Genomic DNA, 23,847 nt, shown 5'->3' with positions numbered 1-23,847 from the left:
GTGCGCTCACTCGTCGCCTCCGCCGTGCTCGCGGCCCTGCTGCCCCTGTCCACCCAGGCCCAGACGCCGGCCGAGCCCAAGCCGCGGCAGCTCAAGCCCGTGCCCGCGCTCGCCAAGGAGCCCAAGCTGGATGGGAGCCTGAAGGACTTCCCCGCCACGCTCACGCTCAAGCCGCCGGCGTCACTGGACGCGAGCGCGTCATTCACCGCCCGGGTCGGCTGGCGCAAGGACACGCTCTTCGTGGGCGTGGAGACCACGGACGATCAGCTCCAGTCGGCGGACTTCCTCACCCTGACGCTCTTCTTCCCGGACGCCGGAGTCACCGCCACCGGCAATACCTTCCGCTTCGCCTTCGATGGCAAGCGGGCCTCGCCGTCCGAGAGCGGCACCTCCGCGTATGCCCAGAAGCTGGTGGAGGCCAGCGTCCAGCGCAAGGACAACACGCTCACCTTCGAGGTGGCCGTGCCCGCGCGGGCCCTGCCCCGCATTCCCGCGGTGGAGCCGCTCGTGCTCGACCTGTGCCTCACCTATGAGGACGTGGACGGCGAGGGCACGAGGCCCCCCGCCGTCTCCAACTGCAAGGACGGAGGCATGGTGGGCGAGGCGCTCCGGCTGCCGGACGAGTTTCGCAAGGGCCTCAAGCTCAAGCCTCCCGAGGACGTGGTGGGGCTCGAGGGCAACGCGGGGGGATGGCTCGGCTACGGCATCCTCAGCTACCCCTCGTGGGTGGAGGCGGACTCGAACCTGACTCCCGCCCTGCTGGAGGAGATGGTGGCCCCGGGCGGCCTGTCCGCCCAGGAGGCGGGCCTGAGCGTCCCCGAGTCCCTGACCCTGCCCAATGGCAAGCCCCTGGTCGTGGTGCTCTCGGGCGAGAACCCCTACACGGCCAAGGGCACGTGTGACGCGGGCAAGGAGCTGCGCTTCGGCTTCTACCTGGTGAAGGGGAAGACGGCACAGCGGGCGCTCGAGTGGCCGGCCGCCACTTGCGCCCTGGGCCGTGCGAATTCGATGGTGCTCGACGAAGAAGGCACGTTGCGGATTGGTTACTCGAACGGCCCGACCATCAACTTCGCTTGGAGTGGCGATCGCTTCGAGCGGACCGAACTTGGAATGCGGTAGGAGAGCCGTGCGCAACCCTTCAGACAACAAGAACCTCTACATGATGACCCTCGGCTGCCCGAAGAACCGGGTGGACTCCGAGGTGATGCTCGGCACGCTCAAGCAGCGGGGCTACTCGCTGGTGCAGGATCCCGCCGCGGCCGAGGTCATCGTCGTCAACACCTGCGCCTTCATCGGTCCCGCCAAGCAGGAGTCCGTGGACTCCATCCTGGAGATGGCCGAGCTCAAGAAGACGGGCGTGTGCAACACGCTCGTCGTCACCGGCTGTCTGTCCCAGCGCTACGGCGCCGAGCTCTCCAAGGAAATGCCCGAGGTGGATCACTTCCTCGGCACGAGCGCCTACGCGCAGATTGGCGATCTGCTCGCCGCCGAGGCCAGCCCCCGGCAGGTGATTCCGGATCCCGACTACATCCACGACGCGCAGACGCCGCGTGAGAACTCGATGCCGTCGTACACGGCCTATCTGAAGATCTCCGAGGGCTGTGACAACGCGTGCGCCTTCTGCATCATCCCCACGCTGCGCGGCGGCCAGCGCTCGCGCCCCATCGCGGACGTGGTGGCCGAGGCCCGGAAGCTCGCGGATCAGGGAGTGCAGGAGCTGAACCTGGTGGCGCAGGATCTCACGGCCTACGGCCACGATCTGCCCGGGCGCCCGAAGCTGCACGACCTGCTGCGCGAGCTGGTGAAGGTGGACGTGAAGTGGATCCGCCTGCACTACGCCTACCCGCGCGTCTTCACCGATGAGCTCATCGAGCTGATGGCCACGGAGAAGAAGATCGCCCGCTACCTGGACATGCCGCTGCAGCACGCGAGCGACAAGCTGCTCCTGTCGATGAAGCGCGGCCGGGACTCGACGTTCCTCAAGGGACTGCTCGCCAAGCTGCGCGAGCGGGTGCCAGGGCTCGTCATGCGCACCTCGATGATCGTCGGCCTGCCGGGCGAGACCGAGGAGGACTTCGAGCTGCTCAAGGAGTTCGTCAAGGAGCAGCGTTTCGAGCGGCTGGGCGTGTTCCAGTACTCGGACGAGGAAGGCACCGCGGCGTACGACTACGACAACAAGGTCCCCAAGCAGACCATCGAGCGGCGGTGGCGCGAGGTGATGGCCATCCAGAAGCGCATCAACCGCGAGCAGAACAAGAAGCTCGTGGGCAAGCGCATCGAAGTGCTGGTGGAGGGCCCGAGCGAGGAGTCCGAGCACCTGCTGGTGGGCCGTCACGAGGGCCAAGCGCCGGAGATCGACGGACAGGTCTACATCAACGACGGCCTCGCCTACCCGGGCGAGTTCGTCACGTTGGAGATCACCGAGGCGCACGACTACGACCTGGTGGGCAAGGTGGTCGAGCGCCCCAACCCGAAGGACCGCGTGCACAAGCCGCGCGAGGCCTTCCCGCTGCCCGTGGTGGCGGCGCCCCGCTAACGCCTCCCCGGCGCCACCCGGCTCCGGGTGGCGTCAGTGCGGATCCTCTGGCTCCAGCTCGCGCTCCTTCTTCGTCGGAGGCCGGGGCGTGTGGCTTCGCTGGGGGATGAGCGTGTCACCCAGGGGCGTCGGCTGGCACTCGCACACGGTGCGCCGGGTGCTCGACTGGTGCACGAAGACGCACGCATTGGGGCACTCCGGCATCTGCCCCTCCTCGAAGAGCGCCAGGGCGTAGCCGCGTACGGACTGGAGCGCCTCGGCGCACTCGGGCATCGACTGGAGCAGCCTCGGCCACGGCATCAGGTGCTGCGTCGTCACGCCCCGGCTCGTGGGCGCGAACGAGAAGCCCACCTGGCATGTCAGCGTCAGCGGCTTGCCGTCCTCGCCCAATGGCTCCAGGTGTACCCGCCCCCCTTCGGGCAGGTCCCGGAACACCGCCCCCGTGACGGCCGTGCGCCCCCCCGCGCCGCGCCGCACGTGCAACGCGAAGCAGTCCTCCTCGCGAAACGTCTCCGCGAACCCCTTGGCGTCCGGACGAGCGCAGCGCTGATGACCCTCGAGGCTTCGCACGCGAGGCCGCCTCAACACCAGCGTGTTCCCCTGCACGTCCAGCGTGGCGCGAAAACGTCCCCACACGTCCGGCCCCAACCGGCCCAGCGTGGTCGGGTTGCGCCAGCCCACTCCGGCCTCCATCACCAGGGGCGCCACGCCCACGTCCGAGGCCACCTCCACCGAGTCCATCAGATAGGCCCGCGGGGGCAGGTTGGCCGCGGTCTCCAGGGGCAGGAGCCGCTGCGCCTCGGCGGCCCCCTGCGCGAGCCGGGAGAAGGGCTCGCGCGAGGCCAGCACGAAGGGCCCCGTGAGGACCACCTCGCCCTGGGTCAGCCGAGCCGCCAGCAAGGGCCAGTCCCCCACCGGCTCCCGGGAGAGTTCGAGCGCGTGCACCTCCTCGGCGGTCTCCACGCCGGGCAGAGGTACCTCGGCCAGGTACGCGGCGCGGGGCCGGGACTTCTCGAAGGACACTTCCCGGCGCAGGGAATCCACCGTGAAGGCGTACGGCGAGAGGACGTCCGCGCCGAGCGTCACCGCACAGGCGCGCTCCCCGGTGAGGCCCATGCCCCGAGGCCCCAGGAGCACGTTCCCCACGCGCAGACCCGACAGCCGCACGAGGGGCCAATCGCGGAGGTTGCCGGGGAGGGACGAGACGTCGGGCACACGCGCCGAGCCCATGACGGGCGGAGCGGGCCGCTTCTCGTCCCAGCAGCCCGAGGACACCGCGGAGAGTGCCCGGGCGACATCCAACACCACGGGGAGGGGCCGGCCATTCAGGTCGCCCTCCACCGCGAGCCGCAGGTGGGGCGAGGGCAGCAGGGGCAGCGTCATTCCGGCGAGATTGCCCGGAGCCACCTCGGACGCGGGAGGGAGCGCCGCGGGGTGCCGACACCCGGCGAGCCACAGCAGCAGGGTCCCGAGACGTGCGCTCCCCATGAACTACTTCTGCATCATCTTCGTGAGATCGTCGATGCGCGTGCCCTCGGGGGGGTTGATCTTGAAACGATCGGCGTCGATGCCCACGTTCGTCTTGAGGTTCAGGAAGGCGATGGCGTTCTCGCTGCCGTCTGGATCCACGACGGTGCTCTTGAGCACCTGCGCCGTCTTCGGATCCACCTCCAGACGCACCTGGCGGAAGCGCGGCTCCTCCTTCAACGGATCCAGCACCAGCAGCGTGCCCTTGCAGTCCTTGCAGTCGCCCTTGGTGATGGAGAACTCGTCGGCGAGCTTGCCCTTGCCGAAGAGGAACGTCACCGAGGCCGACAATTGATTGGTGTCGATGCGGCCCACGCTCAGCGTCTGCGCCTCGGGGTCATGCGCGTACACCTTCTCGCCAGCCAGGACGAAGGTCCGCACGGAGGGCTTCTCGTACTCCCAACGCATGAGCCCAGGCTTCTTGTAGATGACCTTGCCCGTCGAGGACTGGGTGCGCCGCAGGACCTTGTACTTGTAGTCCTGCTTGAAGTCGGCCGTGAAGTCCTGCGTCTTCTCGTAGAAGGCCTGCATCCGGTCCACCAGGTCCTTCACCTCGGGCGTCGGGGCGGCCGTCTTCTTCTCGGGAGCCTTGGCGGCTGGAGTGGGAGCGGGTGCCTGCTTCGCGGGTGCCTGAGCGGCCGGGGCAGCGGGGGCCGGGGCGGCGGCCGCCACGGGGGCGGCGAGCAGGGTCATGAGCAGCATCTCGAGGTGCATGGCGTGAGCTCTCTCTCCTGGCGGGCGGTGGGCCCGTGTGTTCCATCTGTCCTGCGGACGGGCCGCCCGGGCCGGGCATTCAAGGCTGGGCGGGAGCCGATTTCTTGAAGATCCGCCGCCGCTGTTTCACGGCGAGCATATAGAAGCGCTCGCGCAGGACCTGGGCTTCGGCCTCCGTCAAATCCCCTACACGGCCCAGGTGCTCCTCGCGCCAGGAAATGGCCCGGGTGACGCAGGCCGAGGCGGCGGCGGAGATGTTCAGGCTCTGGCTGAAGCCCCGCATGGGAATCCAGAAGGTCCCATCCGAGCCATCCAGCACCTCCTGGCTCACGCCGTCACGCTCGTTGCCGAAGATGAGCGCGATCTTCGAGTCGAAGCGCAGGGAGTACAGGCTCTGGGCATCCTCGCGGATCGCGGAGGCGTACAGGGAAAAGCCCCGCGACTTGAGATGCTCCCGGCACGAGGCGAAGTCCTTGTAGAGCTTCACGTCGAGCCACTTGTCGCACCCCTGCCCCACCCGGGAGTTGGGCATGAAGGGCGCCGCCGGATTGACGATGACGTGCACTTCCTGGAGGCCGTTGGCCTCGCAGGTGCGCATCACCGCGGCCATGTTGAAGCTGTCCTCCAGCCGATCCAACACGATCGTGAAGGTGCGCGTGCGCTGGGAGATGACCCTGTCGATCTTCTCCCTGCGTACGTCGAGCAGGAGCGATTCCGGATCCATCGGAGCCTTCTCCTGCTTCTCGTAACCAGGACCGCCGCCCGCCATCGCCTCAGGACCTCCGGCGGCGCGCCGGGCTCTTCTTCGCGGCCGCCTTCTTCGCTGGAGCCTTCTTCGCGACCTTCCTGGCCGAAGTCTTCTTCGCGGCGGCCTTCTTGGCGGGCACCTTCTTCACGGCCGCCTTCTTCGCCGGGGCCTTCCTGGCCGAAGTCTTCTTCGCGGCGGCCTTCTTGGCGGGCACCTTCTTCGCGGCGGCCTTCTCCGCCGGGGCCTTCTTGGCGGGTGCCTTCTTCACGGCCGCCTTCTTCGCCGGAGCCTTGCCCGTTCCGCGAGCCGGAGCGGCCTTCTTCGCCACCCGAGCCTTGGTGGGCGGCGGCTCCACCCGCAGCTTGTCCGTGCGCCCGGTGAAGAGTACCTCGGCCACCGCGTCCAGCAGCGGCTGCATCCCCAGACCCGTGGCGCACGAGACCGGAAACACGGCGATGCCCCGCTCGCGCAGGGCCCGCGTCACTGGCTCCAGCCGTTCCTGGGCATGCGGCAGGTCCAGCTTGTTGAGGGCGACCACCTGGGGCTTCTGCGACAGCTCCTCGCTGTACTTGTGCAGTTCCTGGTTCAGGGTGTCGAAGTCACGCAGCGGCTCGCGATCCTCCGTCTCCGTGCCCATGTCCAACAGGTGCACGAGCACCTTGCAGCGCTCCACGTGCCGCAGGAACTGGTGGCCCAGACCCACGCCCTCGCTGGCACCCTCGATGAGCCCGGGGATGTCCGCCATCACGAAGGACAACCCATCCTTGTACTGGACGAGGCCCAGGTTGGGGACGAGCGTCGTGAACGGATAGTTGGCGATCTTCGGCCGGGCCCGGCTCACGATGGAGATGAGCGTGCTCTTGCCCGCGTTGGGAAAGCCCAACAGGCCCACGTCGGCCAACAGCTTGAGCTCCAGCCGCAGCATGCGCTCCTCGCCGGGAGTGCCGTCCTGGGCGAAGCGCGGCGTCTGCCGCGTGGACGTGGCGAAGTTCATGTTGCCCAGGCCACCCCGGCCGCCCTTGCACGCCACCACCTGCTGGCCCGCCTCGCTCAGGTCCGCCAACACCTCGCCGGTCCCCTCGTCGCGCAGGAGCGTGCCCACGGGCACCCGGAGGATCAAATCCTCCGCCGAGCGGCCGTTGCAGTCATTGCCCATCCCGCCTTCACCGTTCCTGGCCCGGTGGTGCTGCTGGTAGCGGTAGTCCAACAGCGTCGTCAGCTGGGGATCGGCCACGAAGATGACCGAGCCTCCATTGCCGCCATCCCCGCCGTTGGGGCCACCCCGGTCGATGTACTTCTCCCGGCGGAAGGCCACGGCGCCATTGCCGCCATCTCCGGCCTTCACCTGGATGCGGACTTCATCAACGAATTTCATCCCAGACCCTCGAAACGCGGAACGGGCCGCCTCCACGTCCAACGCCGAGGGCGTGTGGACCGGGAGCGACCCGCTCGCGAGGCAACCCGGGAGCCCGTGACTCCCAGGCTCCCTTCACTCAGACGACGCCTGGATCAGGCGCTCGCCTGAGCCGGATAGACGGACACCTTCTTGCGGTCCCGTCCCTGACGCTCGTACTTCACCACGCCGTCGACCGTGGAGTAGAGCGTGTAGTCACGCCCGAGCTTCACGTTGCTGCCGGGGTGGATGACCGTACCGAGCTGACGCACGAGGATGCTGCCCGCGCTCACGGTCTCGCCCGCGTACACCTTCACACCCCGGTACTGCGGGTTGGAGTCGCGACCGTTGCGAGAAGAACCCTGTCCCTTTTTATGTGCCATGACACCGATTCCTGAGACTGCCGGCGCGCCACACGGCGCTCCGGGAAGTGGGTCCGGACTAGCCGGAGATGGAGGTAACCTTGACCTCGGTGTAGGGCTGACGGTGGCCACGGCGGCGCGTCCAGCCCTCCTTCTCCTTGCGGAAGTGCAGCACCTTGCGGTGCTTGTCCTGGGCGAGGATCTTGCCCACGACCTTCGCGCCCGACACGGTCGGCTGCCCGATCTTCGGGCTGTCGGACCCACCGAGCAGCAGGATGTCGTTGAAGGTCACCTCGGTACCGACGTCGCCCGTGACCTTCTCGATCCGGAGCACGTCGCCCTCGGCCACGCGGTACTGCTTGCCGCCCGTGCGAATGACTGCGTACATCGTTGAACCCCTGGTTGTCCGGGTCTAACCAACCCGTGGAATACCGGCGAGCATGTCGGACGGACAAACCCGCCCTACGATGCAAAGGGGGCCCGATCTACGGGAGAAGCCCTGGGGAGTCAAGGCAGATGGCGCGGGGGGCGCACATCGCTCCCCGACGGAGACCCCGCCGGTTTCCAGGAAGGGTAGGATGATCGCCCTCCTTTGTCTCCTCCAATTCAACCCAGGAGCCGTTCCGATGGGGAAGTCCGCATGGATGCTGGCCTGCCTGGCGGCGGTGGGTCTCGGCGGGTGCCGGAATACGCTGTGCGCCCAGCTCGCGGACGCCTACTCGGCGGCGGATCAGAAGGCCCGGCCCTGCCTGGAACAAGCGCCCCTGCCCGCGTTCAACGAGGCGCATTGCGAGGTCCAGTTCGAAGCGTGTGGCACGGAGGATCAGGATCAGCTCCAGGCCCAGCTGGAGTGCTACGAGCGCCTGGACACCTGTGCACCGGAGCAGGAGGCCGCCTTCCTCCAGGAGATGATCCGCTGCGATGAGCACGCCCCCAGCAACGTGTGTGAGGCCGCTCTTTTCTGAGAGTGAAACGGCCCAAATGAAGTCTCCGGGTCCGAGACGATCCAAACGGAATGTCCGTTAGCAATCAGTGCACGGGCCACTAGAGTGCGCGCCGCTCTTCACGACACGCGTGAAGCAGACCGAGGGGGAAGTTCACAAATGAAGAAGATGTATGGAGTGATCGCCGTGGCCGCCATGGCGCTGACGGGTTGCGGCAATCTGTGTGAGGACATCGCGGACACCTTCGAGTCGGTCGCCAAGAAGGGGGAGACGTGCCCCTCCAACGACCCGGACGACACCATCCCCAGCGACGTCTCGCCTACCGAGGCCCAGATCAATCAGTGCAACGAGGCCGTCGAGAAGGGCTGCACGGACGCCGATCGGGAGCTCATCGAGAAGGCCATGGATTGCCTGAACGATCTGCCTCAGTGCACGGCGGCCAATGAGACGGCGTTCCAGTCGAGCATCTTCGGCTGTTACATCGGTCTGGCCGGAGTCAGCGAGGCGTGTTTGACGGCGTTGAGCGGCACCGTCCAGTAGTTCCTCGCTGTCGAGGCAGCCGGGCCAGCAACCGCCGGCTGTCGTTCGTCTCCCGGGTGGTGTTCACGTCCCACCCGTGGAGCGGCTAGAGTGAGCGGGCCATGTCCCGAGCTCCTCGCCGCATCCCCCTCGTCAATCTGTCCCACTACCGCTCGGGCAACTCCGAGGAGCGCGCCCGCTTCGTGCGCGTGTTCGGAGAAGCCCTCCAGGAATTCGGCTTCGTCTCCGTCGAAGGCCACGGCATCGAGGATGGACTCATCCGCCGCACCTACGCGGACGTGGAGGCCTTCTTCCGCCAGGGCGACGCGGTGAAGCACCGCTACCACGTGCCCGAGTTCGGTGGGCAGCGCGGCTACACCCCCTTCGGCCGCGAGCACGCGAAGAATCGCACCGTGGGCGACCTGAAGGAGTTCTGGCACGTGGGGCGCGACCTGCCCGAGGGCCACCCGCGCCGGCCCTCCACCGCCGCCCATAACGTGTGGCCCGAGGAGGTCCCCTCCTTCCGCACCCATACGCTCGCCCTCTTCAACGCGCTCGACGACGCGGCCTCCGTGATGCTCCAGGCCATCGCCGAGTACTTCGGCATCGCGCGCAACACGTTCAGCGACATGGCCGAGGACGGCACCTCCGTGCTGCGCGTCATCCACTACCCGCCCCTCAAGGACAAGTTCGTCCCCGGCGCCGTGCGCGCCGCCGAGCACGAGGACATCAACCTCATCACCCTCCTGTGCGAGGGCACCGCGTCCGGCCTGGAGATCCTCACCCGCGATGGCGAGTGGATCCCCGTGGACACGCTGCGCGGGCAGATCGTCGTGGACTCGGGAGACATGCTCAGCCGCATCACCAACGGCGTCATCCCCGCCACCACCCACCGCGTGGTCAACCCGCCCTCGCTCGCCGAGGACAACACGCGCTACTCCATGCCCTTCTTCGTGCACCCCTATCCGGAGTGCGTGCTCGCGCCGCTGCCCGGCACCGTCACGCCCGACAAGCCGGGCGAGCCCCCCATCACCGCCGACGCCTTCCTGAAGCAGCGACTGCGGGAGATCGGCCTCATCAAGTAGCCCTCCGCGGGGTGACGGGCACTGTCAGGCGCCCACGGGACCCAGGTCCGTCACCGCGCCGCGGCCCCACTGCACGCCGCGCTGCGCCCGGTAGTCCGTGAAGAGCGAGCCGAGGAGGGTCGTCACGCCCACGAAGAGATTCACCCGCGTGGCCCACCGGTTCCGGCGCGAGTAGCCCAGCAGGAAGGGCGCGGCGATGACGCCCAGGCTCCACACGTAGTCGATGACCTCGTGCACCTCGATGGGGATGAACTTGCGCAGGCTCAACCGGTAGTCGGTGAGCAACGACACGCCCAGGCCCTTGAGCCCCAGCGACACTCCCGCGAGCCGGGCCAACCCCGGGCCCGCCATCAGTCCCGCTCCCAGCACGCTGAGCGCGCCCTGATAGTCCAGCACCGAGTGCAGATCCTGGGGGATGAGCCGGCGCAAGGGCAGGACGCCCAGCAGGGGCATGGCGGGAATCCCCGCCGCCGCGCTCGTGTCCATCAGCCCCTTGTGACGCTCGCGCACGGAGGCGGGGACGAACGCGGCTTCACGAGGGGTCTTCTTGTCGAAGGTGGGTTTCGTTTCCATGCCTCAAGGGTAGGCACCGGCGGAAACGGCCTCCGGCCCGGCCCGCCTCCCCGATTGGAGGGCAGGCCGACTACTCGCCGAGCTTCTTCTTGAGCAGGTCGTTCACCAGGCCAGGGTTGCCCTTGCCCTTCATGGCCTTCATCACCTGGCCCACGAAGAAGCCGTACATCTGCTTCTTGCCCGCCCGGTACTTCTCCACCGCGTCCGCGTTCTTCGCGAGGATGTCGTCCACCACCGCCTCGATGGCCCCGGTGTCGCTCACCTGCGCGAGGCCCTTCTCCTCGATGATGGCCTCCGGCTCCTTGCCCGTGCGGAACATCTCCCCGAACACGTCCTTGCCCGCGTTCGCCGAGATGGTCCCCTTCTCCACCGCTCCGAGCAGGTTCGCGAAGTGCACCGTGGAGAAGCGCAGCGTGGTGACGCTCCCGCCCTCGTCCTTGAGCAGCCGCAACAGTTCGCCGAGGCACCAGTTCGACAGCCGCTTGTAGTCCGTGTGGTGCTGCGCCACCGCCTCGAAGTAGTCCGCCAGCGGGCGCTCCGCGCAGAGGATCTTCGCGTCATACGCCGGCAGGCCGTACTGGCTCATGAAGCGCGACACCTTCGCCCGGGGCAGCTCCGGCAGGGTCCGGGCCGCCTCGTCGAGCTGCGCGTCCGTCACGTGCAGGGGCGGCAGGTCCGGCTCCGGGAAGTAGCGGTAATCATGCGCCTCCTCCTTCGAGCGCATCGAGCGCGTCTCGCCCCGGTTCGGGTCGTACAGCCGCGTCTCCTGGTCGATCTTCCCGCCTGACTCGATCAGGTCCACCTGCCGCGCGATCTCGTAGTCGATCGCCTGCTTCACGAAGCGGAACGAGTTGATGTTCTTGAGCTCCACCCGCTGGCCATACGCGGTGGCGCCCTTGCGCATCACCGACACGTTGGCGTCACAGCGGAACGAGCCCTCCTCCATGTTCCCGTCGTTCACGCCCAGGTACACCAGCACGTCGCGCAACGCCTTGAGGTAGTCCACCGCCTCGTCCGCGCTGCGCAGGTCCGGCTCGCTCACGATCTCCAGGAGCGGCACGCCCGCGCGGTTCAGGTCCACCAGCGTCTCGCTCGCCGAGGCGTCGTGCACGCTCTTGCCCGCGTCCTCCTCCATGTGGATGCGGCGCACGCGGATCGTCTTGTCGCCCTCGGCGGTGTCCACCGAGAGCTGGCCCCACTCGCAGATGGGCTGATCGAACTGGGTGATCTGATAGCCCTTGGGCATGTCCGGATAGAAGTAGTTCTTCCGGCTCCACACGCTCGTCTTCTTCACCGTGCAGCCGAGCGCCAGGCCCAGGCGGATGGCGTACTCCACCACGCGCGTGTTGAGCACCGGCAGCACCCCGGGCATGCCCAGGCACACCGGGCAGGTGTGGTGGTTGGGCGCCGCGCCGAACGCGGTGGAACAGCCACAGAAGAGCTTCGTATGGGTCAGCATCTGGGCATGAACCTCGAGCCCGATGACCGGCTGGAAATCGCTCAGCGACATGGCGTCTCCGTGTCTCGTCAGATGGGGGCCAGGCGGCGCGTGAAGTCGTGCTCCCGCTCGAACGCCCGGGCGATCCGTAGCAGCTTCGCCTCGTCGAACGGCCGGCCCATGAGCTGCAACCCCACCGGCAGGCCCGCGCGGGTGAAACCACACGGCAGGGACAGACCGGGCAGCCCCGCCAGGTTGCACGGCAGCGTGCACACGTCCATGAGGTACATGGACAGCGGGTCATCCACCTTCTCGCCCAGCTTGAAGGCCGGCACGGGCGAGGTGGGCGTCAGGATGGCGTCCACCTGGGAGAAGGCCCGCGTGAAGTCCTCGCGGATGAGCGTGCGCACCTTCTGCGCCCGGATGTAGTAGGCGTCGTAGTAGCCCGCCGACAGCGCGTACGTGCCCAGCATGACGCGGCGCTTCACCTCGGGCCCGAAGCCCTGGTCGCGCGTCTGGCCGTACAGCTCCTTGAGCCCCTTGCTCTCGCGCGCCCGGAAGCCGTAGCGCACGCCATCGTAGCGGGCCAGGTTGCTCGAGGCCTCCGCCGGGGCCAGCAGGTAGTACGTCGCCAGCGCGTACTTCGTGTGCGGCAGGGACACATCCACCAGCGTGGCGCCCAGCCGCTCGTAGGCCGCGAGCGCCGCGCGCACCGCCGCCTCGACTTCCGGGTCCATGCCCTCGACGAAGTACTCGCGCGGCACGCCGAGCTTGAGCCCCGCCACGCCGCCTTCCAGGTCCGCCCGGTAGTCCGGCACGTCCACCGCCGCCGACGTGGAGTCGAGCGGATCATGCCGCGCGAGCACCTGCAGCAGCGCCGCCACGTCGCCCACCGTGCGCCCCATGGGGCCCGGCGCGTCCAGGGACGAGGCGTAGGCGATGACGCCATAGCGCGACACGCGCCCATAGGTGGGTTTGAGCCCCACCGTGTTGGTGAGCGCCGCGGGCTGGCGGATGGAGCCGCCCGTGTCCGTGCCCAGCGTGCCGAACACCTCGCGCGCCGCCAGCGCCGCCGCCGAGCCTCCCGAGGAGCCTCCCGGCGTGCGCTCGAGGTCCCACGGGTTGTGGCACGGGCCGTAGGCGCTCGATTCGTTGGACGAGCCCATCGCGAACTCGTCCTGGTTGAGCTTGCCGACAATGGGCATGCCCGCCTGTTTCAGCAGTGCCACCACCGTGGCGTCGTAGGGCGGAATGAAGCCCTGGAGCACGCGCGAGGCGCACGTGGTCTCCACGCCCTCGGTGAGGAAGATGTCCTTGACGGCCACCGGCACGCCATCCAGCGGGCCCAGGTGCGTGCCCGAGGCCCGGCGCGCGTCGCTCGCCTCGGCGGCCGCCAGCGCGCCCCGTTCGTCCAGGCGCAGGAAGGCCTTCACCTTCCCGTCCACCTGGGCGATGCGCGCCAGACACGCCCGCGTCGCCTCCACGGAGCTCGTCTGCCCCGAGGCGAGCTTCTCCGCCAACTCCAGCAGGGTGAGGTCGGTCAACCGCATGGCATCACTCCAGGATCTTCGGGACGGCGAAGCTGGTGCCACCCCGCGCCGGTGCGTTGGCCAGGGCCTGATCCGGCGTCAGGGAAGGCTTGGGCGCGTCCTCTCGCAGGAGCGCGGAGGCGAGCGAGGCATGGGACGTGGGCTCCACGCCGCTCACGTCCAACTCCTGCAACTGCGCCACCGCGTCGAGGATGGCGGAGAGCTGCTCGGCATAGCGCTCCTCCTCCGAGGACGACAGCGACAAGCGGGCCAGGGTGGCCACGTGGCGGACCTGCTCGACGGAGAGCTTCATGGGCCGACGGCTCCCTTCCGGGACTACTTGTTCTTGAACAGGTTGAGCACCGCGCCCATCCACGTGCCGTCCTTCTCGTGCGCCATCTGCTTCTGCAGCGCCTCGAGCTCGCCCGCGTCCAGGAAGATGCCATGGCAGTTGAAGCAGGTGTCGATCTCCACCTCGCCCCGCTTGATGGGCTGCAGGTCCAGGCCACACCGGGGGCACTTCATGTGGTGCAGGGCCCTGAGCTCCTCGCGCTGCTGAGCCGCCAGCCGCTGATTCTGCTCGTAGGCCAGCTTGCGCTTCTTCTCGATTTCTTCCTGCTGGAAGTAGGCCTCTTCGGGGTTCGACGGCTTCTCAAGGTGGGACATGAAGAATGGCTCCGGGTCCAACGTGACGGTATACAGGGCAAGATACATGCTCCGTCCCGGAGCGGCGCCCCAAAGTGGTGGGTGAAGCCCCCGGACGGCCCGCCGGAAAATTGACCGGCCCCTTGCCCTCCCTACACTCCGCCCAACGGCTGCTACAGGCCGCTACAGGGGAGTGAGAGCAAGTCATGGCGGAACGGACGGCCAGGGCGGAGAAGACGGTCCTGTCTCGGCAGGAAATCGCCACGCGCCGCAAGGCCCTCGCGGAGAAGAAGGCCAAGCGCAACGGCGGCGAGGAGGCCGGCCCGGGCCGCAAGGCCCTCATCGGGTTGGTGCTCCTGGCGGCCTCGGTGCTGTCCCTGGTGTCGGTGGCCACCTACAGCATCAAGGATCGCAAGGGCCCCGGCTTCCAGAACGCGGTGGGCCCCATGGGACACCTCGTCGCCGAGAGCCTGCGCGGAATGCTCGGCGTCTGGGCCTACCTGCTGCCCCTGTGTGGCTTCTACGCCGCCATGGTCGTCTTCGTGGGCAGCCGCGAGCGGCGGCGCTGGCCCCAGATGGTGGCCTTCGTGCTGCTCACCCTGAGCGGCGCCGTGCTCGCCCAGCTCTTCATCGGCAACCAGCCCGGACAGGCCCACCCCCCCGGCGGACTCGTGGGCTCCACCCTGGGTGGCATGCTCGTGGGGCTCTTCTCCACCGTGGGCACCATCATCCTCGTGACCACCGTGTGCGCCGCCGCGCTCATCGTCGGCACCCAGTACACCTTCCTCAAGCTGTGCTCGCTCGCGTGGGACGGGGCGTGCGTGCTCGCCAAACGGCTGGAGGCCTCCGCCCTCGTCTTCTGGGAGCAGCAGAAGCAGGCCTATCAGGAGCGCAAGGCGATCGCCGCCCAGGAGCAGGAGGAGGAGGACGCATTCCTCGCGCAGCTCGAGGAAGAGGAGGCGGCGCTCGACGAGGCCGAGCAGCTCGTCGCCGAGGCCGAGGCCGCCGAGGCCGAGGCCATGGCCGAGGAGGCCCTGCGCCTGGCCCGCCAGGAGGAGAAGGAGCGCGTCGCGCTCGCGAAGAAGGCCGCCAAGGAGGCCAAGGAGGCCGCTCGCGAGGCCCGCAGGAATCCCGAGCTGCCCGCCTCCACCCCCGTCATCGTCACGCCGCCCGCCGCCCCCGCGCGCCCCGCGCCCGGCGCGGATCCCGTGTGGGCCTCCTTCCTGGCTCCCTCGGGCGCCGCCACCGCCGCGCCCCAGCTCCAGCTCCCGCCGCCCGCCGAGGCCCCCAAGGGCAAGCGCGGCAAGGCGCCGCAAATCGTCACCGGCCTGGCCGAGGAGCCCATCGACTCCGCTCCCGAGCCCCAGGCCCCGCCGGCCCCCGCGGCCATCATCCCGGCGCCCCCGTCCGCCCTCGCGGCGCGCACTCCGCTCATCGTGGAGCCCAAGGCCCCGCCCAAGCCCACCGCCGTCGTCGCCAAGAAGAGGGACCACGAGTTCCAGTTCGTGGGCGGCCGCACCAGCTTCTCGCTGCCCCCGCTGGACGTGCTCTCCATCGAGAAGAAGGAGCGCTCGGCGCTCGACAAGGACGCCTTCCTCACCACCGCGGAGAAGCTGCGCGCCAAGCTCGCCGACTTCGGCATCACCGGCGAGGTGGTGGAGATCCGCCCCGGCCCCGTGGTCACCATGTACGAGTTCCTCCCGGGGCCCGGCATCAAGGTGAGCAAGATCGCCGCGCTCCAGGACGACCTCGCCATGGCCATGGAGGCCATGCGCGTGCGCATCGTGGCGCCCATCCCCGGCAAGGGCGTGGTCGGCATCGAGGTGCCCAACCGCGACCGCGAGACCGTCTACCTCAAGGAGATCGCCGAGCAGGACGTCTTCCAGAAGGCCGGCAGCAAGCTCACCATGTGCGTGGGCAAGGACATCGAGGGCATGCCGTACGTCTTCGACCTGGCCAAGGCGCCCCACCTGCTCATCGCGGGTACCACCGGCTCGGGTAAGTCCGTGGCCGTCAACTCCATGATCATGAGCATCCTCCTCAAGTCCACGCCCGAGGAGGTGCGCTTCATCATGGTGGACCCGAAGATGCTGGAGCTCTCCGTGTACGAGGGCATCCCGCACCTGCTCTTGCCCGTGGTGACGGATCCCAAGAAGGCGGCGCTCGCGCTGCGCTGGGCCGTGGAGGAGATGGAGCGGCGCTACCAGATGCTGTCCGAGGCGGGCGTGCGCAACATCGCCGGCTTCAACAAGTTCGTGGAGACGTCCGAGGCCGAGCGCGCCGCCAAGCCCGCCGGGGAAGCGCCGAAGAAGGCCAGCGCGCCCAAGAAGCCCAAGAAGGTGCTCGTGGTGGACGTGGCCACCCCGGAGGACGCCGTCATCGAGGAGCCCTCCTCCGGCAACGACGGCCCCGGTGTCGCCGCGCCCCGCTACGACGACGAGGACGTGCGCGAGGCCCTGCCCGAGCCCCTGTCCGACGAGTCCTCCGAGCCCGCGCTCGCCGCGGACGAGGGCGACGACGAGGACGGCATGGACGACGCGGTGGACGCCGCGCTCGAGGCCTCGGACGAGTCCTCCACTCCCGAGGAGAAGAAGGAGTGGAAGAAGCTGCCCTACATCGTGGTCATCATCGATGAGCTGGCGGACCTGATGATGGTGGCCAGCCGCGAGGTGGAAACGTACGTGGCGCGCCTGGCGCAGATGGCGCGCGCCGCCGGCATCCACCTGATGGTGGCCACGCAGCGCCCGTCCACGGACGTCGTCACCGGCATCATCAAGGCCAACTTCCCCACGCGCATCAGCTTCATGCTGCGCTCCAAGCCCGACTCGATGACCATCCTGGGCACGGTGGGCGCCGAGGCCCTGCTCGGCATGGGCGACATGCTCATCATGCCTCCCACGAGCGCGCACCTGCAGCGCGTGCACGGCGCCTTCGTGTCGGAGAACGAAATCAAGGGCGCGGTGGACCACCTCAAGGCCCAGGGCAAGCCCGTCTACGACGAGTCCATCCTCAAGCCGCGCGACGAGGACGGCGAGGGCGGCGGCGGCGAGGAGGACGACCTGTCCGACGAGCTGTACGATCAGGCGCTCGCCACCGTCAGCGAGATGAAGGCCGTCTCCATCTCCATGCTCCAGCGCAAGATGCGCATCGGCTACAACCGCTCGGCGCGGATGATCGAGCGCATGGAGCGCGAGGGCGTGGTGGGCCCGGCCGACGGCGCCAAGCCCCGCGAAGTGCTCATCCGGGGAGTCGGAGAGATGGGCACCGGCGCGATGTGAGGTGGTGGCACACCCGTCCGTCAAAGCCCGGTGAAGGGGGGTGCGCACCACCCCTGAGCGGGCCGCTTCCATGGGGTTGCCAGCGCCCCGGGGCCCGTCCAGAGTCATCTGGACATGCTCGTCACCATCAATCGTTTCCGCGTCTCCGCGGAGGAGGCCCGGCACCTGGAAGCCGCCTTCGGCTCGCGCTCGCGCACGGTGGACCGGTACGAGGGCTTCCTGGGGCTGGAAGTGCTGCGCTCCTTCGAACCCGAGCCCGAGCTGCTGCTGGTGACGCGCTGGCGGGACAGGGAGTGCATGAAGGCCTACTTCCAATCCGAGGACTTCAAGGCGACCCGGGCGGCGAGCGCCCGCCAGGACGCCACCTTCACGTTGTACGAGGTGGTGGCCCGTTGAGTGGCTTTCCCCTTTGTCCCCGGGCCCACATCCATTAAGGGCCGTGCCCATGGCCGAACGTCTCGCGCTCTTCGCCACCACCGCCCGCGGTACCGAGGAACTCCTCGCCGACGAACTCAAGGAGCTGGGTGCGCGCCGCATCCGGCAGGACCGCGGAGGGGTGCGCTTCATGGCCTCGCTCGACGAGGCGCTCAAGGTCTGCCTCTGGTCGCGCATCGCCATGCGCGTGCTCTACCCCCTGGGCGAGTTCGAGGCCCGGGGCGCCGAGGGCCTGTACGAGGCCGTGGCCAGCGTCCCCTGGGAGGAGCACCTGACGCCGGAGACGACCTTCGCGGTGGAGGCCACGCTCAAGGACAGCGAGCACAGCCACACGGGCTTCGTGGCGCTCAAGGTGAAGGACGCGGTGGTGGACCGCATGCGCGACAAGCGCGGCGCGCGGCCGGACGTGGATCCCCGCAATCCGGACGTGCGGGTGGTGGCCCACCTGGTGCGCGAGAAGCTGTCGCTGTCCCTGGACCTGTGCGGCGAGCCCCTGCACCGGCGCGGCTACCGGGTGCGCCCCACCGCGGCCCCCATGAAGGAGACGCTGGCGGCGGCCCTGCTGCGCGCCGCGGGCTACACGGGCGAGGAGGCGCTGGTGGACCCCATGTGCGGCTCGGGGACGGTGCTCATCGAGGGCGGCCTCATCGCCCGCCGTCGCGCGCCCGGCATCGCCCGGGACTTCGCCGTGGAGAAATGGCCCCACCTGGGAGCACGCGCCCGGGAGCTGCTCGAGGACATGCGCGCGGATGCCCGCCGTCACGAGCGCAAGGTGGCCGTGCCGATTCTCGGCTTCGACAAGGATCCCGAGGCGCTGGAGGCGGCGCGGCGCAACGTGAAGGCGGCGCGGCTGTCCGAGGAGATCGTCCTCTCGGAAGGCGACGCGACGAAGCTGCCGCCCCTGCCCGAGCCCCCGGGCCTGCTGCTCACCAACCCCCCTTATGGAGACCGCCTGGGCTCCGGGGGCCAGAAGGGCATGAAGAGCTTCTACTTCAAGCTGGGCGACAGCCTGCGCGCCCAGAAGGGCTGGAGGCTGTTCGTGCTCTCGGGCAACGAGGCCTTCGAGAGCGCCTTCCACGCGCGTCCGAGCAGCCGCCGCCAGCTATGGAATGGCCCCATCGAGTGCACGCTGCTCGGCTACCGGCCGTTCTACGTCCGCCCGGGGTCGTCAGAAGCGCCGCTCGGTGCGCCGCAGCAGCCGGTGGATGTTGCTCCGGTGCGTCCAGAGGATGAGGGCGAAGAGTAGGACGGCGAGCCCCGCGTACTCGGGGGCCGGAGCGGTGAGGGCGGAGAGGACGACGGCCGTCACTCCGCCCGCCAGCGAGCCCACGGAGCTCACACGCCAGGCGGCCACGAGCCCCGCGTAGACGAGCGCCGCGGAGAGGGCCGCCACGGGCACGAGCACGACGAGCACCCCGAGCGCGGTGGCCACGCCCTTGCCGCCGTGCAGCTTGAGCCACACGGGGTAGACGTGGCCGAGGAAGGCGGCGAGCCCCACCGCGGCGTGCATCCGGGGCTCCTCGGGCGCGAACCACAGGGCGAGGCCCACGGCGAGCGAGCCCTTGAGGGCATCGAGCAGCAGCACCACGGCGCCCAGCTTCTTGCCGGCCACGCGGGTGACGTTGGTGGCGCCGATGTTGCCGCTGCCGCTCTGGCGCACGTCCACGCCGCGCACCCACCGGGTGAGCAGCACGCCGAAGGGAATGGAGCCGGCGAGGTAGCCCAGCAGGAGGAGCGTGGCGGAGGACAAGGGGGCACCTAGGTGAGCAGGTAGGGGAACCGCGTCACCACCACCACCCAAGCGTAGTTGATGAGGATGAGCCCGATGGCCGCGAGGCGCACCCGCTGCCATTCCGTGTCGGACAGCTCGAACCGGGGCACGGGCATGGCGAACACGAGGTGCAGCACCGTGACGACGACCATCAGCGCGAAGAAGAAGGCGCCCACGGTGCCCAGCGGGTTGACGTGCCAGGCGCTGGCGAACTGGAAGTGGGCCACCCGGTCCGCCACGCGCGTGAGGCCACAACCCAGGCAGGGCCACCCGGTCTGATCCCGGAAGGCACAGCCCCAGAAGGGGATGATCCGGGCCACGGGGATGTAGCGGGCGACGAGCAGCCCGACGAGACCCACGAGGCCCAGCAGATCGGACACCCCAAGGGTGCGATTGGGAGCGGGAAGATGAACCTTCACGTTGAGGAGTGTACCCAGGAAGGAGGGCGCCTTGCCCGCCTAAAGGCTTCAGGCTAATTCGTGAGGGATGAAGACCTCGCGCGCGACCGTGGTGACGCTGTTCGCTCTCCCCCTCATGGCCCTCGCCGGGACTCCGCCCGCCGCCCAGAAGGCGTCCGCGCAGAAGCCCGCCGAGAAGCCCGCCGTCCAGGCGGAGTGCCCCCATCCCCACGAGGCCGCCGCGGGCGAGAAGCCCCACGAGAACTGGACCCTGACGCGCGGCGAGGCCCTCAAGGGCGCCCCGCCCGTGACGCTCGCCGAGCTGCTGGCCAAACCCCAGACCCATGACGGCCAGACGGTGCGGGTGGAGGGCCAGGTGCGCAAGGCCTGCCAGAAGAAGGGCTGCTGGATGGAGCTCGCCTCGAGCGACAAGGGCGCGGGCGTGCGCGTGACGTTCAAGAACTACGGCTTCTTCGTGCCGGTGGACGCGGCGGGCTCGGCGGCGCGGGTGGAGGGCGTGGTGAAGGTGTCCGAGCTGAGCGAGGACATGGCGAAGCACTACGAGGCCGAGGGCGCCATCGTTCCCCGGGGCAGCGATGGCAAGCCGCGCGAGGTGCAGCTCGTGGCCTCCGGCGTGGAACTGCGCCGCTGAGCGATGGCACGCGGCTTCAGCATGAGGGGCGTGATGGGCGTGGGCGACCGCGCCGTGCAGCACGCCCGTGAATGGTTGCAATCCGTCGAGCCGGGCTCGCGCATCCACGACGTGCAGGAAGACCCCCGCTTCCAGCACCGCGGGGTGGATCTCCTGTGGGAGCTGCCCTCGGGCGAGGTGCGCGGCATCGAGGTGAAGGGCGATCGGCAGCCCCGCCGCAAGCGCTACTTCTTCGAGCTGGTGTCCAACCTGGAGCGGGACACCCCGGGCTGCTTCCTCTACAGCGGCGCGGACCTGATGCTGTACGTGTTCCTCGTGCAGGGCGAGCTGCACGTGCTGCCGCTCAAGACGGTGCGCGAGTGGTTCCTGCCGAGGGCCAAGGCGTACGAGCTGCGGCACACCTTCACGCAGACGGGCGCCATCCGCTACACGACGGTGGGCGCGGTGGTGCCGGTGAAGGACGTGCAGGAGGCGGTGGCCGAGGTGAAGGTCATCCGCCTGCGCCGCCGGGGAGAAAGCGCGGAGGAGCCCGCCTCGGAGGCGGCACCCTCCCCCGGGACGGCATCCGCTCCGGAGCCTCCCGAGGAGGACGTGCCCTACTGATGAACGGCCCCCACCCGCTCGGACGCGCGGGTGGGGATGAAGCGGGCCCGGCTCAGTGCGAGTGCTGGTGACGCCGGTGGCCCGGGTGGGCCTCGTCGTGCGCCTTCTCGACGCGGGCGCGGTCCTGGGCCAGGGCGGCGAGCGCGGTGCGATCCCCCAGCTGCTTGTAGGCGTGCTCCAGGCGGGCGACGATGTCCAGGGCGAGGTGCCAGTCCTGGATGCGCTCGCCCTCCTCCAGGAGGGGGCGGCCTACGGCGGCGACCTTGTCGTTGGCGCCCAGGTGCAGCAGGGCATCCACCGCGAGCACCCGCGAGAGCGGCGTCCGGGCGCTGTCCGTGGCCACCTTCTGCAGGTCCTCGAGCGCCGCGTCGCGCTCGCCCTTGGCGGCGCGGATGATGGGCTTGGAGACGCCCCGGCGATCCGGCAGGAGGAACTCCTCCAGGTCGGCGAAGGTATCGGCGTACTCGGAGTGGCCGGCCTTGGCGAGCATCTCCGCGAGATCATCGAACGCCCGGGCGGCGCGCTCGTCGAACACGCGCAGGGCCTCCTGCATGAAATTCACCTCGGGCTCGCCCTTGTCGTTGACGGGCACGCGCTTGCGCACCTCGTTGATCCGCTCGAAGGCGGGGGCCACGGGGGCCTGCTTCTGGCCCTGGAGCAGCTGGCCGAGCGACCCCATGAGCTGGGCGAGGGCCTCGGAGAATTCATAGGGGGCCAGCCGGCCGTCCAGCCAGCGGCGCCACAACTCCCCCGCGGCGGCGAAGGGGAACGGGGCGAACTGGCCGGTGCCCTTCCACGTCGGCAACCACTTCTCGGCGATCCCCGAGGGGTACACCGACTCGGCGAGCTGGCGGAAATCCGCCTCGTTCACCTGGATGCCATAGTGCCCGAGCGTGCCGAGGATGGCCTCCGTCGAGTAGTCCTTGAGTCCCTTGCGCTGCCACGCCTTGTCCACGCGATCCGTGCTCACTGCCGCTGCAAGCCTCCTGGGCGCCTGAAACGGCGCGTGTGGCCTTCTAACAGAGAGCGGGAGGCGTCGGGCAAGGGCTCGCCGCGTCCCGCGTCAGGCGGCGGTCGGAGGTGCCACCCCGTCGACAATGGGCCACGTGGTGGCCCGGCGCCGCCCGTCCTCCACGCGTCGGGCCATGTAGGGCCGGCAGCCGCGCTCCTGGAAGGCCCGCTTGAAGGCCGCGAAGCTCCCACCGGCCTTCCAGGCATCCATGGCGGCAAGCCCCGACTCGGGCCCACACTGGGCGAGCATGTACTCCACCCAGGCCCACCGGGCCGACGTGGGGCGCACCTCGGCCCGGCCCTTGAGCCCCTTGCGCAGCCGCTCCAGCCGGACCTCCACCTCGCGGATGCCCGCGAAGGGGGCGCCATCCAGGGGCGTGTTGCGCTTGGCCACGAAGGGGGCCACGCCGAGCGCCACCGGCATGATGCGCGACAACTCCGTGGTGAAGCGCGCCAGCTCGTCCACGTCCGCGTCCTCCTCCAGGGGCAGGCCCACGACGTTGTAGACCTTGAGCTGGCGCATGCCGGCCGTCTTGGCGAAGTGGGCCGCGCGGAGGATCTGCTCCTCCGAGTGCTTGCGATCCACCAGGTCGCGCATGCGTTGCGAGGCGCCGTCCGCGGCCACGGTGAGGTTGGTTGCCCCGCCGCGCCGGAGCTGATCCACCAGCTCCTGGGTGAGCCGATCCGCGCGCAGCGAGGACACGCCCACCTCCCGGCCGGCGTCCACGAGGGTGCGCAACAGCTCGACGATGCGGGGGTGATCCGTCACGGCCGCGCCCACGAGCCCCACGCGCCTGGCGTGCTCGGGGATGAGGGAGAGGATCCTCTCGGGCGGCACGGTGCGCATGCCCCCGTTGGTGGTGCGCCGCATGACACAGTAGTGGCACCCGCGCGAGCAGCCACGCTCCGGCTCGATGAGGAACATCGAGCGCAATTCCGTATGAGGGGTGATGATGGCCGAGCGCGCCGGGAGCCGGGAATCCGTGGCCTTGGCGACGTGGTAGCGCGCTCCTCCCCTCCCGGGCACGCGGAAGCCGGGGATGGCCGCCAGGTGCGTGAGCAGGGCCTCCTTGTCCAGGGACACCGCCGCGTCCAGGAGCACGTGGATCAGATCCTCGGCCTCGCCCTGCACGAGCACATCCACGAAGGGCTCGAGCGGATCCGGGTTGGAGAAGGTGAGCGGCCCTCCCGCGACGATCAGCGGATGGCGCTCCGTGCGCTCCTCCTTGAGCAGGGGGATGTGGGCCAACTCCAACATGGAGAACAGCCCCGTGAGCTCCAACTCGTACGCCACCGAGAAGGCGAGCAGGTGGAAGTCGGCCACGGGCGACTGCGACTCGAGCGAGAAGAGGGGGGTGCGCGTGCGGCGGTACGCCTCCACGTCGTCGGGCAGGAAGGCCCGCTCGGCGGAAACCCCGGGGTGGGCATGCACCTCACCGTAGATCGCCTGGTAACCGAGGGAGCTCATCCCCACGTGGTAGGGGCTGGGGTAGCAGAGCGCGACCCGGTAGGGCGCCTCCTTGTAGAGGGTGCCCTGCTCGTCCGCCAACAGGGCGTGAGCGCGTTCAACGAGTGAGTAGCGACCCTCCATGCACCTTCCCGGGAAAACCGTGAGACGAGAACCCGTCCATAACACCGCGGCCCCGCACCGCCACTCCCTCGTGGGGGAGCGGCAGCCGGGGCCGG

The 23,847-nt window shown here is 69.3% G+C and carries 25 protein-coding genes; 10 read left to right on the top strand and 15 right to left on the bottom strand.

Annotated elements, in window-relative coordinates; translation table 11 throughout:
• Both MEBOL_RS25350 and rimO read left to right on the top strand, forming a co-directional pair.
• Window positions 1–1,119, top strand: coding sequence for a DOMON domain-containing protein (locus MEBOL_RS25350; protein ID WP_095979871.1), 1,119 nt, complete (start codon window positions 1–3; stop codon window positions 1,117–1,119).
• Between the two features lie 43 nt (window positions 1,120–1,162).
• Complete coding sequence (gene rimO, locus MEBOL_RS25345; protein ID WP_218920962.1) at window positions 1,163–2,536, top strand: 30S ribosomal protein S12 methylthiotransferase RimO; 1,374 nt, start codon at window positions 1,163–1,165, stop codon at window positions 2,534–2,536.
• Window positions 2,537–2,569: 33 nt separating this feature from the next.
• On the opposite strand, the gene MEBOL_RS25340 is transcribed toward rimO, so the two are convergent.
• The 6 genes from MEBOL_RS25340 to rplU all read right to left on the bottom strand — a co-directional run bounded on the left by MEBOL_RS25340 (window position 2,570) and on the right by rplU (window position 7,668).
• On the bottom strand, window positions 2,570–4,024 hold the full coding sequence (locus MEBOL_RS25340; protein WP_095979870.1) for a hypothetical protein: 1,455 nt from the start codon (window positions 4,022–4,024) through the stop codon (window positions 2,570–2,572).
• 3 nt (window positions 4,025–4,027) lie between these two features.
• Window positions 4,028–4,777 (bottom strand): outer membrane lipoprotein periplasmic chaperone LolA, encoded by a 750-nt coding sequence (lolA, locus tag MEBOL_RS25335; protein WP_095979869.1) that lies wholly within the window; start codon window positions 4,775–4,777, stop codon window positions 4,028–4,030.
• 79 nt (window positions 4,778–4,856) lie between these two features.
• Window positions 4,857–5,546, bottom strand: coding sequence for a TrmH family RNA methyltransferase (locus tag MEBOL_RS25330; protein WP_095979868.1), 690 nt, complete (start codon window positions 5,544–5,546; stop codon window positions 4,857–4,859).
• Between the two features lie 4 nt (window positions 5,547–5,550).
• The gene (gene obgE / locus MEBOL_RS25325) at window positions 5,551–6,900 is read right to left on the bottom strand and encodes a GTPase ObgE (protein ID WP_095979867.1); all 1,350 of its coding nucleotides are present in this window, start codon (window positions 6,898–6,900) and stop codon (window positions 5,551–5,553) included.
• Window positions 6,901–7,034: 134 nt separating this feature from the next.
• The gene (gene rpmA / locus MEBOL_RS25320) at window positions 7,035–7,301 is read right to left on the bottom strand and encodes a 50S ribosomal protein L27 (protein ID WP_095979866.1); all 267 of its coding nucleotides are present in this window, start codon (window positions 7,299–7,301) and stop codon (window positions 7,035–7,037) included.
• A gap of 58 nt (window positions 7,302–7,359) precedes the next feature.
• Window positions 7,360–7,668, bottom strand: coding sequence for a 50S ribosomal protein L21 (gene rplU, locus MEBOL_RS25315; protein ID WP_095979865.1), 309 nt, complete (start codon window positions 7,666–7,668; stop codon window positions 7,360–7,362).
• Window positions 7,669–7,906: 238 nt separating this feature from the next.
• Between rplU and MEBOL_RS25310 the strand changes: the two genes are divergently transcribed.
• The 3 genes from MEBOL_RS25310 to MEBOL_RS25300 all read left to right on the top strand — a co-directional run bounded on the left by MEBOL_RS25310 (window position 7,907) and on the right by MEBOL_RS25300 (window position 9,828).
• Window positions 7,907–8,245 carry a hypothetical protein gene (locus MEBOL_RS25310; protein ID WP_157775460.1) on the top strand — a complete coding sequence of 113 codons (339 nt, stop codon included), beginning with the start codon at window positions 7,907–7,909 and terminating at the stop codon, window positions 8,243–8,245.
• 138 nt (window positions 8,246–8,383) lie between these two features.
• Window positions 8,384–8,764 carry a hypothetical protein gene (locus tag MEBOL_RS25305; RefSeq protein ID WP_095979863.1) on the top strand — a complete coding sequence of 127 codons (381 nt, stop codon included), beginning with the start codon at window positions 8,384–8,386 and terminating at the stop codon, window positions 8,762–8,764.
• Window positions 8,765–8,865: 101 nt separating this feature from the next.
• A complete protein-coding gene (locus tag MEBOL_RS25300; RefSeq protein ID WP_095979862.1) occupies window positions 8,866–9,828 on the top strand; it encodes an isopenicillin N synthase family dioxygenase in 963 nt (320 codons plus the stop codon).
• 24 nt (window positions 9,829–9,852) lie between these two features.
• Here the strand turns inward: MEBOL_RS25300 and MEBOL_RS25295 are convergent, their stop codons facing one another.
• The 5 genes from MEBOL_RS25295 to MEBOL_RS25275 form a co-directional block, all read right to left on the bottom strand.
• Entirely contained in the window at window positions 9,853–10,401 is a 549-nt protein-coding gene (locus MEBOL_RS25295; protein WP_095979861.1) for a hypothetical protein, read from the bottom strand.
• A 70-nt stretch (window positions 10,402–10,471) separates the two neighbouring features.
• Window positions 10,472–11,911: an Asp-tRNA(Asn)/Glu-tRNA(Gln) amidotransferase subunit GatB gene (gene gatB, locus MEBOL_RS25290; RefSeq protein ID WP_095979860.1), complete on the bottom strand. Its 1,440-nt coding sequence runs from the start codon at window positions 11,909–11,911 to the stop codon at window positions 10,472–10,474.
• Window positions 11,912–11,928: 17 nt separating this feature from the next.
• On the bottom strand, window positions 11,929–13,389 hold the full coding sequence (gene gatA / locus MEBOL_RS25285) for an Asp-tRNA(Asn)/Glu-tRNA(Gln) amidotransferase subunit GatA (RefSeq protein WP_095979859.1): 1,461 nt from the start codon (window positions 13,387–13,389) through the stop codon (window positions 11,929–11,931).
• Window positions 13,390–13,393: 4 nt separating this feature from the next.
• Entirely contained in the window at window positions 13,394–13,681 is a 288-nt protein-coding gene (gene gatC / locus MEBOL_RS25280) for an Asp-tRNA(Asn)/Glu-tRNA(Gln) amidotransferase subunit GatC (RefSeq protein WP_095979858.1), read from the bottom strand.
• 23 nt (window positions 13,682–13,704) lie between these two features.
• The gene (locus MEBOL_RS25275) at window positions 13,705–14,034 is read right to left on the bottom strand and encodes a TFIIB-type zinc ribbon-containing protein (protein ID WP_095982996.1); all 330 of its coding nucleotides are present in this window, start codon (window positions 14,032–14,034) and stop codon (window positions 13,705–13,707) included.
• 185 nt (window positions 14,035–14,219) lie between these two features.
• Between MEBOL_RS25275 and MEBOL_RS25270 the strand changes: the two genes are divergently transcribed.
• The 3 genes from MEBOL_RS25270 (at window position 14,220) to MEBOL_RS25260 (ending at window position 18,972) form a co-directional block, all read left to right on the top strand.
• A complete protein-coding gene (locus MEBOL_RS25270; RefSeq protein ID WP_095979857.1) occupies window positions 14,220–17,291 on the top strand; it encodes a DNA translocase FtsK in 3,072 nt (1,023 codons plus the stop codon).
• A gap of 114 nt (window positions 17,292–17,405) precedes the next feature.
• Window positions 17,406–17,687, top strand: coding sequence for an antibiotic biosynthesis monooxygenase family protein (locus tag MEBOL_RS25265; RefSeq protein WP_095979856.1), 282 nt, complete (start codon window positions 17,406–17,408; stop codon window positions 17,685–17,687).
• A 49-nt stretch (window positions 17,688–17,736) separates the two neighbouring features.
• The gene (locus tag MEBOL_RS25260; protein WP_095979855.1) at window positions 17,737–18,972 is read left to right on the top strand and encodes a THUMP domain-containing class I SAM-dependent RNA methyltransferase; all 1,236 of its coding nucleotides are present in this window, start codon (window positions 17,737–17,739) and stop codon (window positions 18,970–18,972) included.
• Here the strand turns inward: MEBOL_RS25260 and plsY are convergent.
• Window positions 18,895–19,476 carry a glycerol-3-phosphate 1-O-acyltransferase PlsY gene (gene plsY, locus MEBOL_RS25255; RefSeq protein WP_245918831.1) on the bottom strand — a complete coding sequence of 194 codons (582 nt, stop codon included), beginning with the start codon at window positions 19,474–19,476 and terminating at the stop codon, window positions 18,895–18,897. The two genes, MEBOL_RS25260 and plsY, sit on opposite strands and share 78 nt — an antisense overlap.
• Before the next feature lie 8 nt (window positions 19,477–19,484).
• Window positions 19,485–19,916, bottom strand: coding sequence for a DUF2752 domain-containing protein (locus MEBOL_RS25250; RefSeq protein ID WP_095979853.1), 432 nt, complete (start codon window positions 19,914–19,916; stop codon window positions 19,485–19,487).
• Between the two features lie 67 nt (window positions 19,917–19,983).
• On the opposite strand from MEBOL_RS25250, the gene MEBOL_RS25245 reads away from it, so the two are divergent.
• Together MEBOL_RS25245 and MEBOL_RS25240 are read left to right on the top strand one after the other, a co-directional pair.
• A complete protein-coding gene (locus MEBOL_RS25245; RefSeq protein ID WP_095979852.1) occupies window positions 19,984–20,547 on the top strand; it encodes a DUF4920 domain-containing protein in 564 nt (187 codons plus the stop codon).
• Between the two features lie 3 nt (window positions 20,548–20,550).
• Window positions 20,551–21,150 (top strand): hypothetical protein, encoded by a 600-nt coding sequence (locus MEBOL_RS25240; protein ID WP_095979851.1) that lies wholly within the window; start codon window positions 20,551–20,553, stop codon window positions 21,148–21,150.
• Between the two features lie 52 nt (window positions 21,151–21,202).
• On the opposite strand, the gene MEBOL_RS25235 is transcribed toward MEBOL_RS25240, so the two are convergent.
• Window positions 21,203–22,120 carry a hypothetical protein gene (locus tag MEBOL_RS25235; protein ID WP_179956292.1) on the bottom strand — a complete coding sequence of 306 codons (918 nt, stop codon included), beginning with the start codon at window positions 22,118–22,120 and terminating at the stop codon, window positions 21,203–21,205.
• Window positions 22,121–22,213: 93 nt separating this feature from the next.
• On the bottom strand, window positions 22,214–23,752 hold the full coding sequence (locus MEBOL_RS25230; protein ID WP_095979850.1) for a radical SAM protein: 1,539 nt from the start codon (window positions 23,750–23,752) through the stop codon (window positions 22,214–22,216).
• Window positions 23,753–23,847 lie beyond the last annotated feature (95 nt).

Origin of the sequence: Melittangium boletus DSM 14713 (genome assembly GCF_002305855.1) — a bacterium.
Lineage (GTDB): Bacteria > Myxococcota > Myxococcia > Myxococcales > Myxococcaceae > Cystobacter > Cystobacter boletus.
The sequence above is the reverse complement of the archived record's forward strand: the minus strand, read 5'-3'. Positions and strand labels throughout refer to the sequence as shown.

Bases quoted from the DNA above. Each gene is read 5' to 3' on its own strand.
- MEBOL_RS25300 (WP_095979862.1), top strand. From the start codon at position 8,866: ATGTCCCGAGCTCCTCGCCGCATCCCCCTCGTCAATCTGTCCCACTAC.
- gatC (WP_095979858.1), bottom strand. From the start codon at position 13,681: ATGAAGCTCTCCGTCGAGCAGGTCCGCCACGTGGCCACCCTGGCCCGC.
- MEBOL_RS25270 (WP_095979857.1), top strand. From the start codon at position 14,220: ATGGCGGAACGGACGGCCAGGGCGGAGAAGACGGTCCTGTCTCGGCAG.
- MEBOL_RS25295 (WP_095979861.1), bottom strand. From the start codon at position 10,401: ATGGAAACGAAACCCACCTTCGACAAGAAGACCCCTCGTGAAGCCGCG.
- MEBOL_RS25340 (WP_095979870.1), bottom strand. From the start codon at position 4,024: ATGGGGAGCGCACGTCTCGGGACCCTGCTGCTGTGGCTCGCCGGGTGT.
- MEBOL_RS25275 (WP_095982996.1), bottom strand. From the start codon at position 14,034: ATGTCCCACCTTGAGAAGCCGTCGAACCCCGAAGAGGCCTACTTCCAG.
- rplU (WP_095979865.1), bottom strand. From the start codon at position 7,668: ATGTACGCAGTCATTCGCACGGGCGGCAAGCAGTACCGCGTGGCCGAG.
- rpmA (WP_095979866.1), bottom strand. From the start codon at position 7,301: ATGGCACATAAAAAGGGACAGGGTTCTTCTCGCAACGGTCGCGACTCC.
- MEBOL_RS25260 (WP_095979855.1), top strand. From the start codon at position 17,737: ATGGCCGAACGTCTCGCGCTCTTCGCCACCACCGCCCGCGGTACCGAG.
- obgE (WP_095979867.1), bottom strand. From the start codon at position 6,900: ATGAAATTCGTTGATGAAGTCCGCATCCAGGTGAAGGCCGGAGATGGC.
- MEBOL_RS25230 (WP_095979850.1), bottom strand. From the start codon at position 23,752: ATGGAGGGTCGCTACTCACTCGTTGAACGCGCTCACGCCCTGTTGGCG.
- MEBOL_RS25265 (WP_095979856.1), top strand. From the start codon at position 17,406: ATGCTCGTCACCATCAATCGTTTCCGCGTCTCCGCGGAGGAGGCCCGG.
- lolA (WP_095979869.1), bottom strand. From the start codon at position 4,777: ATGCACCTCGAGATGCTGCTCATGACCCTGCTCGCCGCCCCCGTGGCG.
- MEBOL_RS25305 (WP_095979863.1), top strand. From the start codon at position 8,384: ATGAAGAAGATGTATGGAGTGATCGCCGTGGCCGCCATGGCGCTGACG.
- MEBOL_RS25245 (WP_095979852.1), top strand. From the start codon at position 19,984: ATGAAGACCTCGCGCGCGACCGTGGTGACGCTGTTCGCTCTCCCCCTC.
- MEBOL_RS25310 (WP_157775460.1), top strand. From the start codon at position 7,907: ATGGGGAAGTCCGCATGGATGCTGGCCTGCCTGGCGGCGGTGGGTCTC.
- gatB (WP_095979860.1), bottom strand. From the start codon at position 11,911: ATGTCGCTGAGCGATTTCCAGCCGGTCATCGGGCTCGAGGTTCATGCC.
- gatA (WP_095979859.1), bottom strand. From the start codon at position 13,389: ATGCGGTTGACCGACCTCACCCTGCTGGAGTTGGCGGAGAAGCTCGCC.
- rimO (WP_218920962.1), top strand. From the start codon at position 1,163: ATGACCCTCGGCTGCCCGAAGAACCGGGTGGACTCCGAGGTGATGCTC.
- MEBOL_RS25240 (WP_095979851.1), top strand. From the start codon at position 20,551: ATGGCACGCGGCTTCAGCATGAGGGGCGTGATGGGCGTGGGCGACCGC.
- MEBOL_RS25330 (WP_095979868.1), bottom strand. From the start codon at position 5,546: ATGGCGGGCGGCGGTCCTGGTTACGAGAAGCAGGAGAAGGCTCCGATG.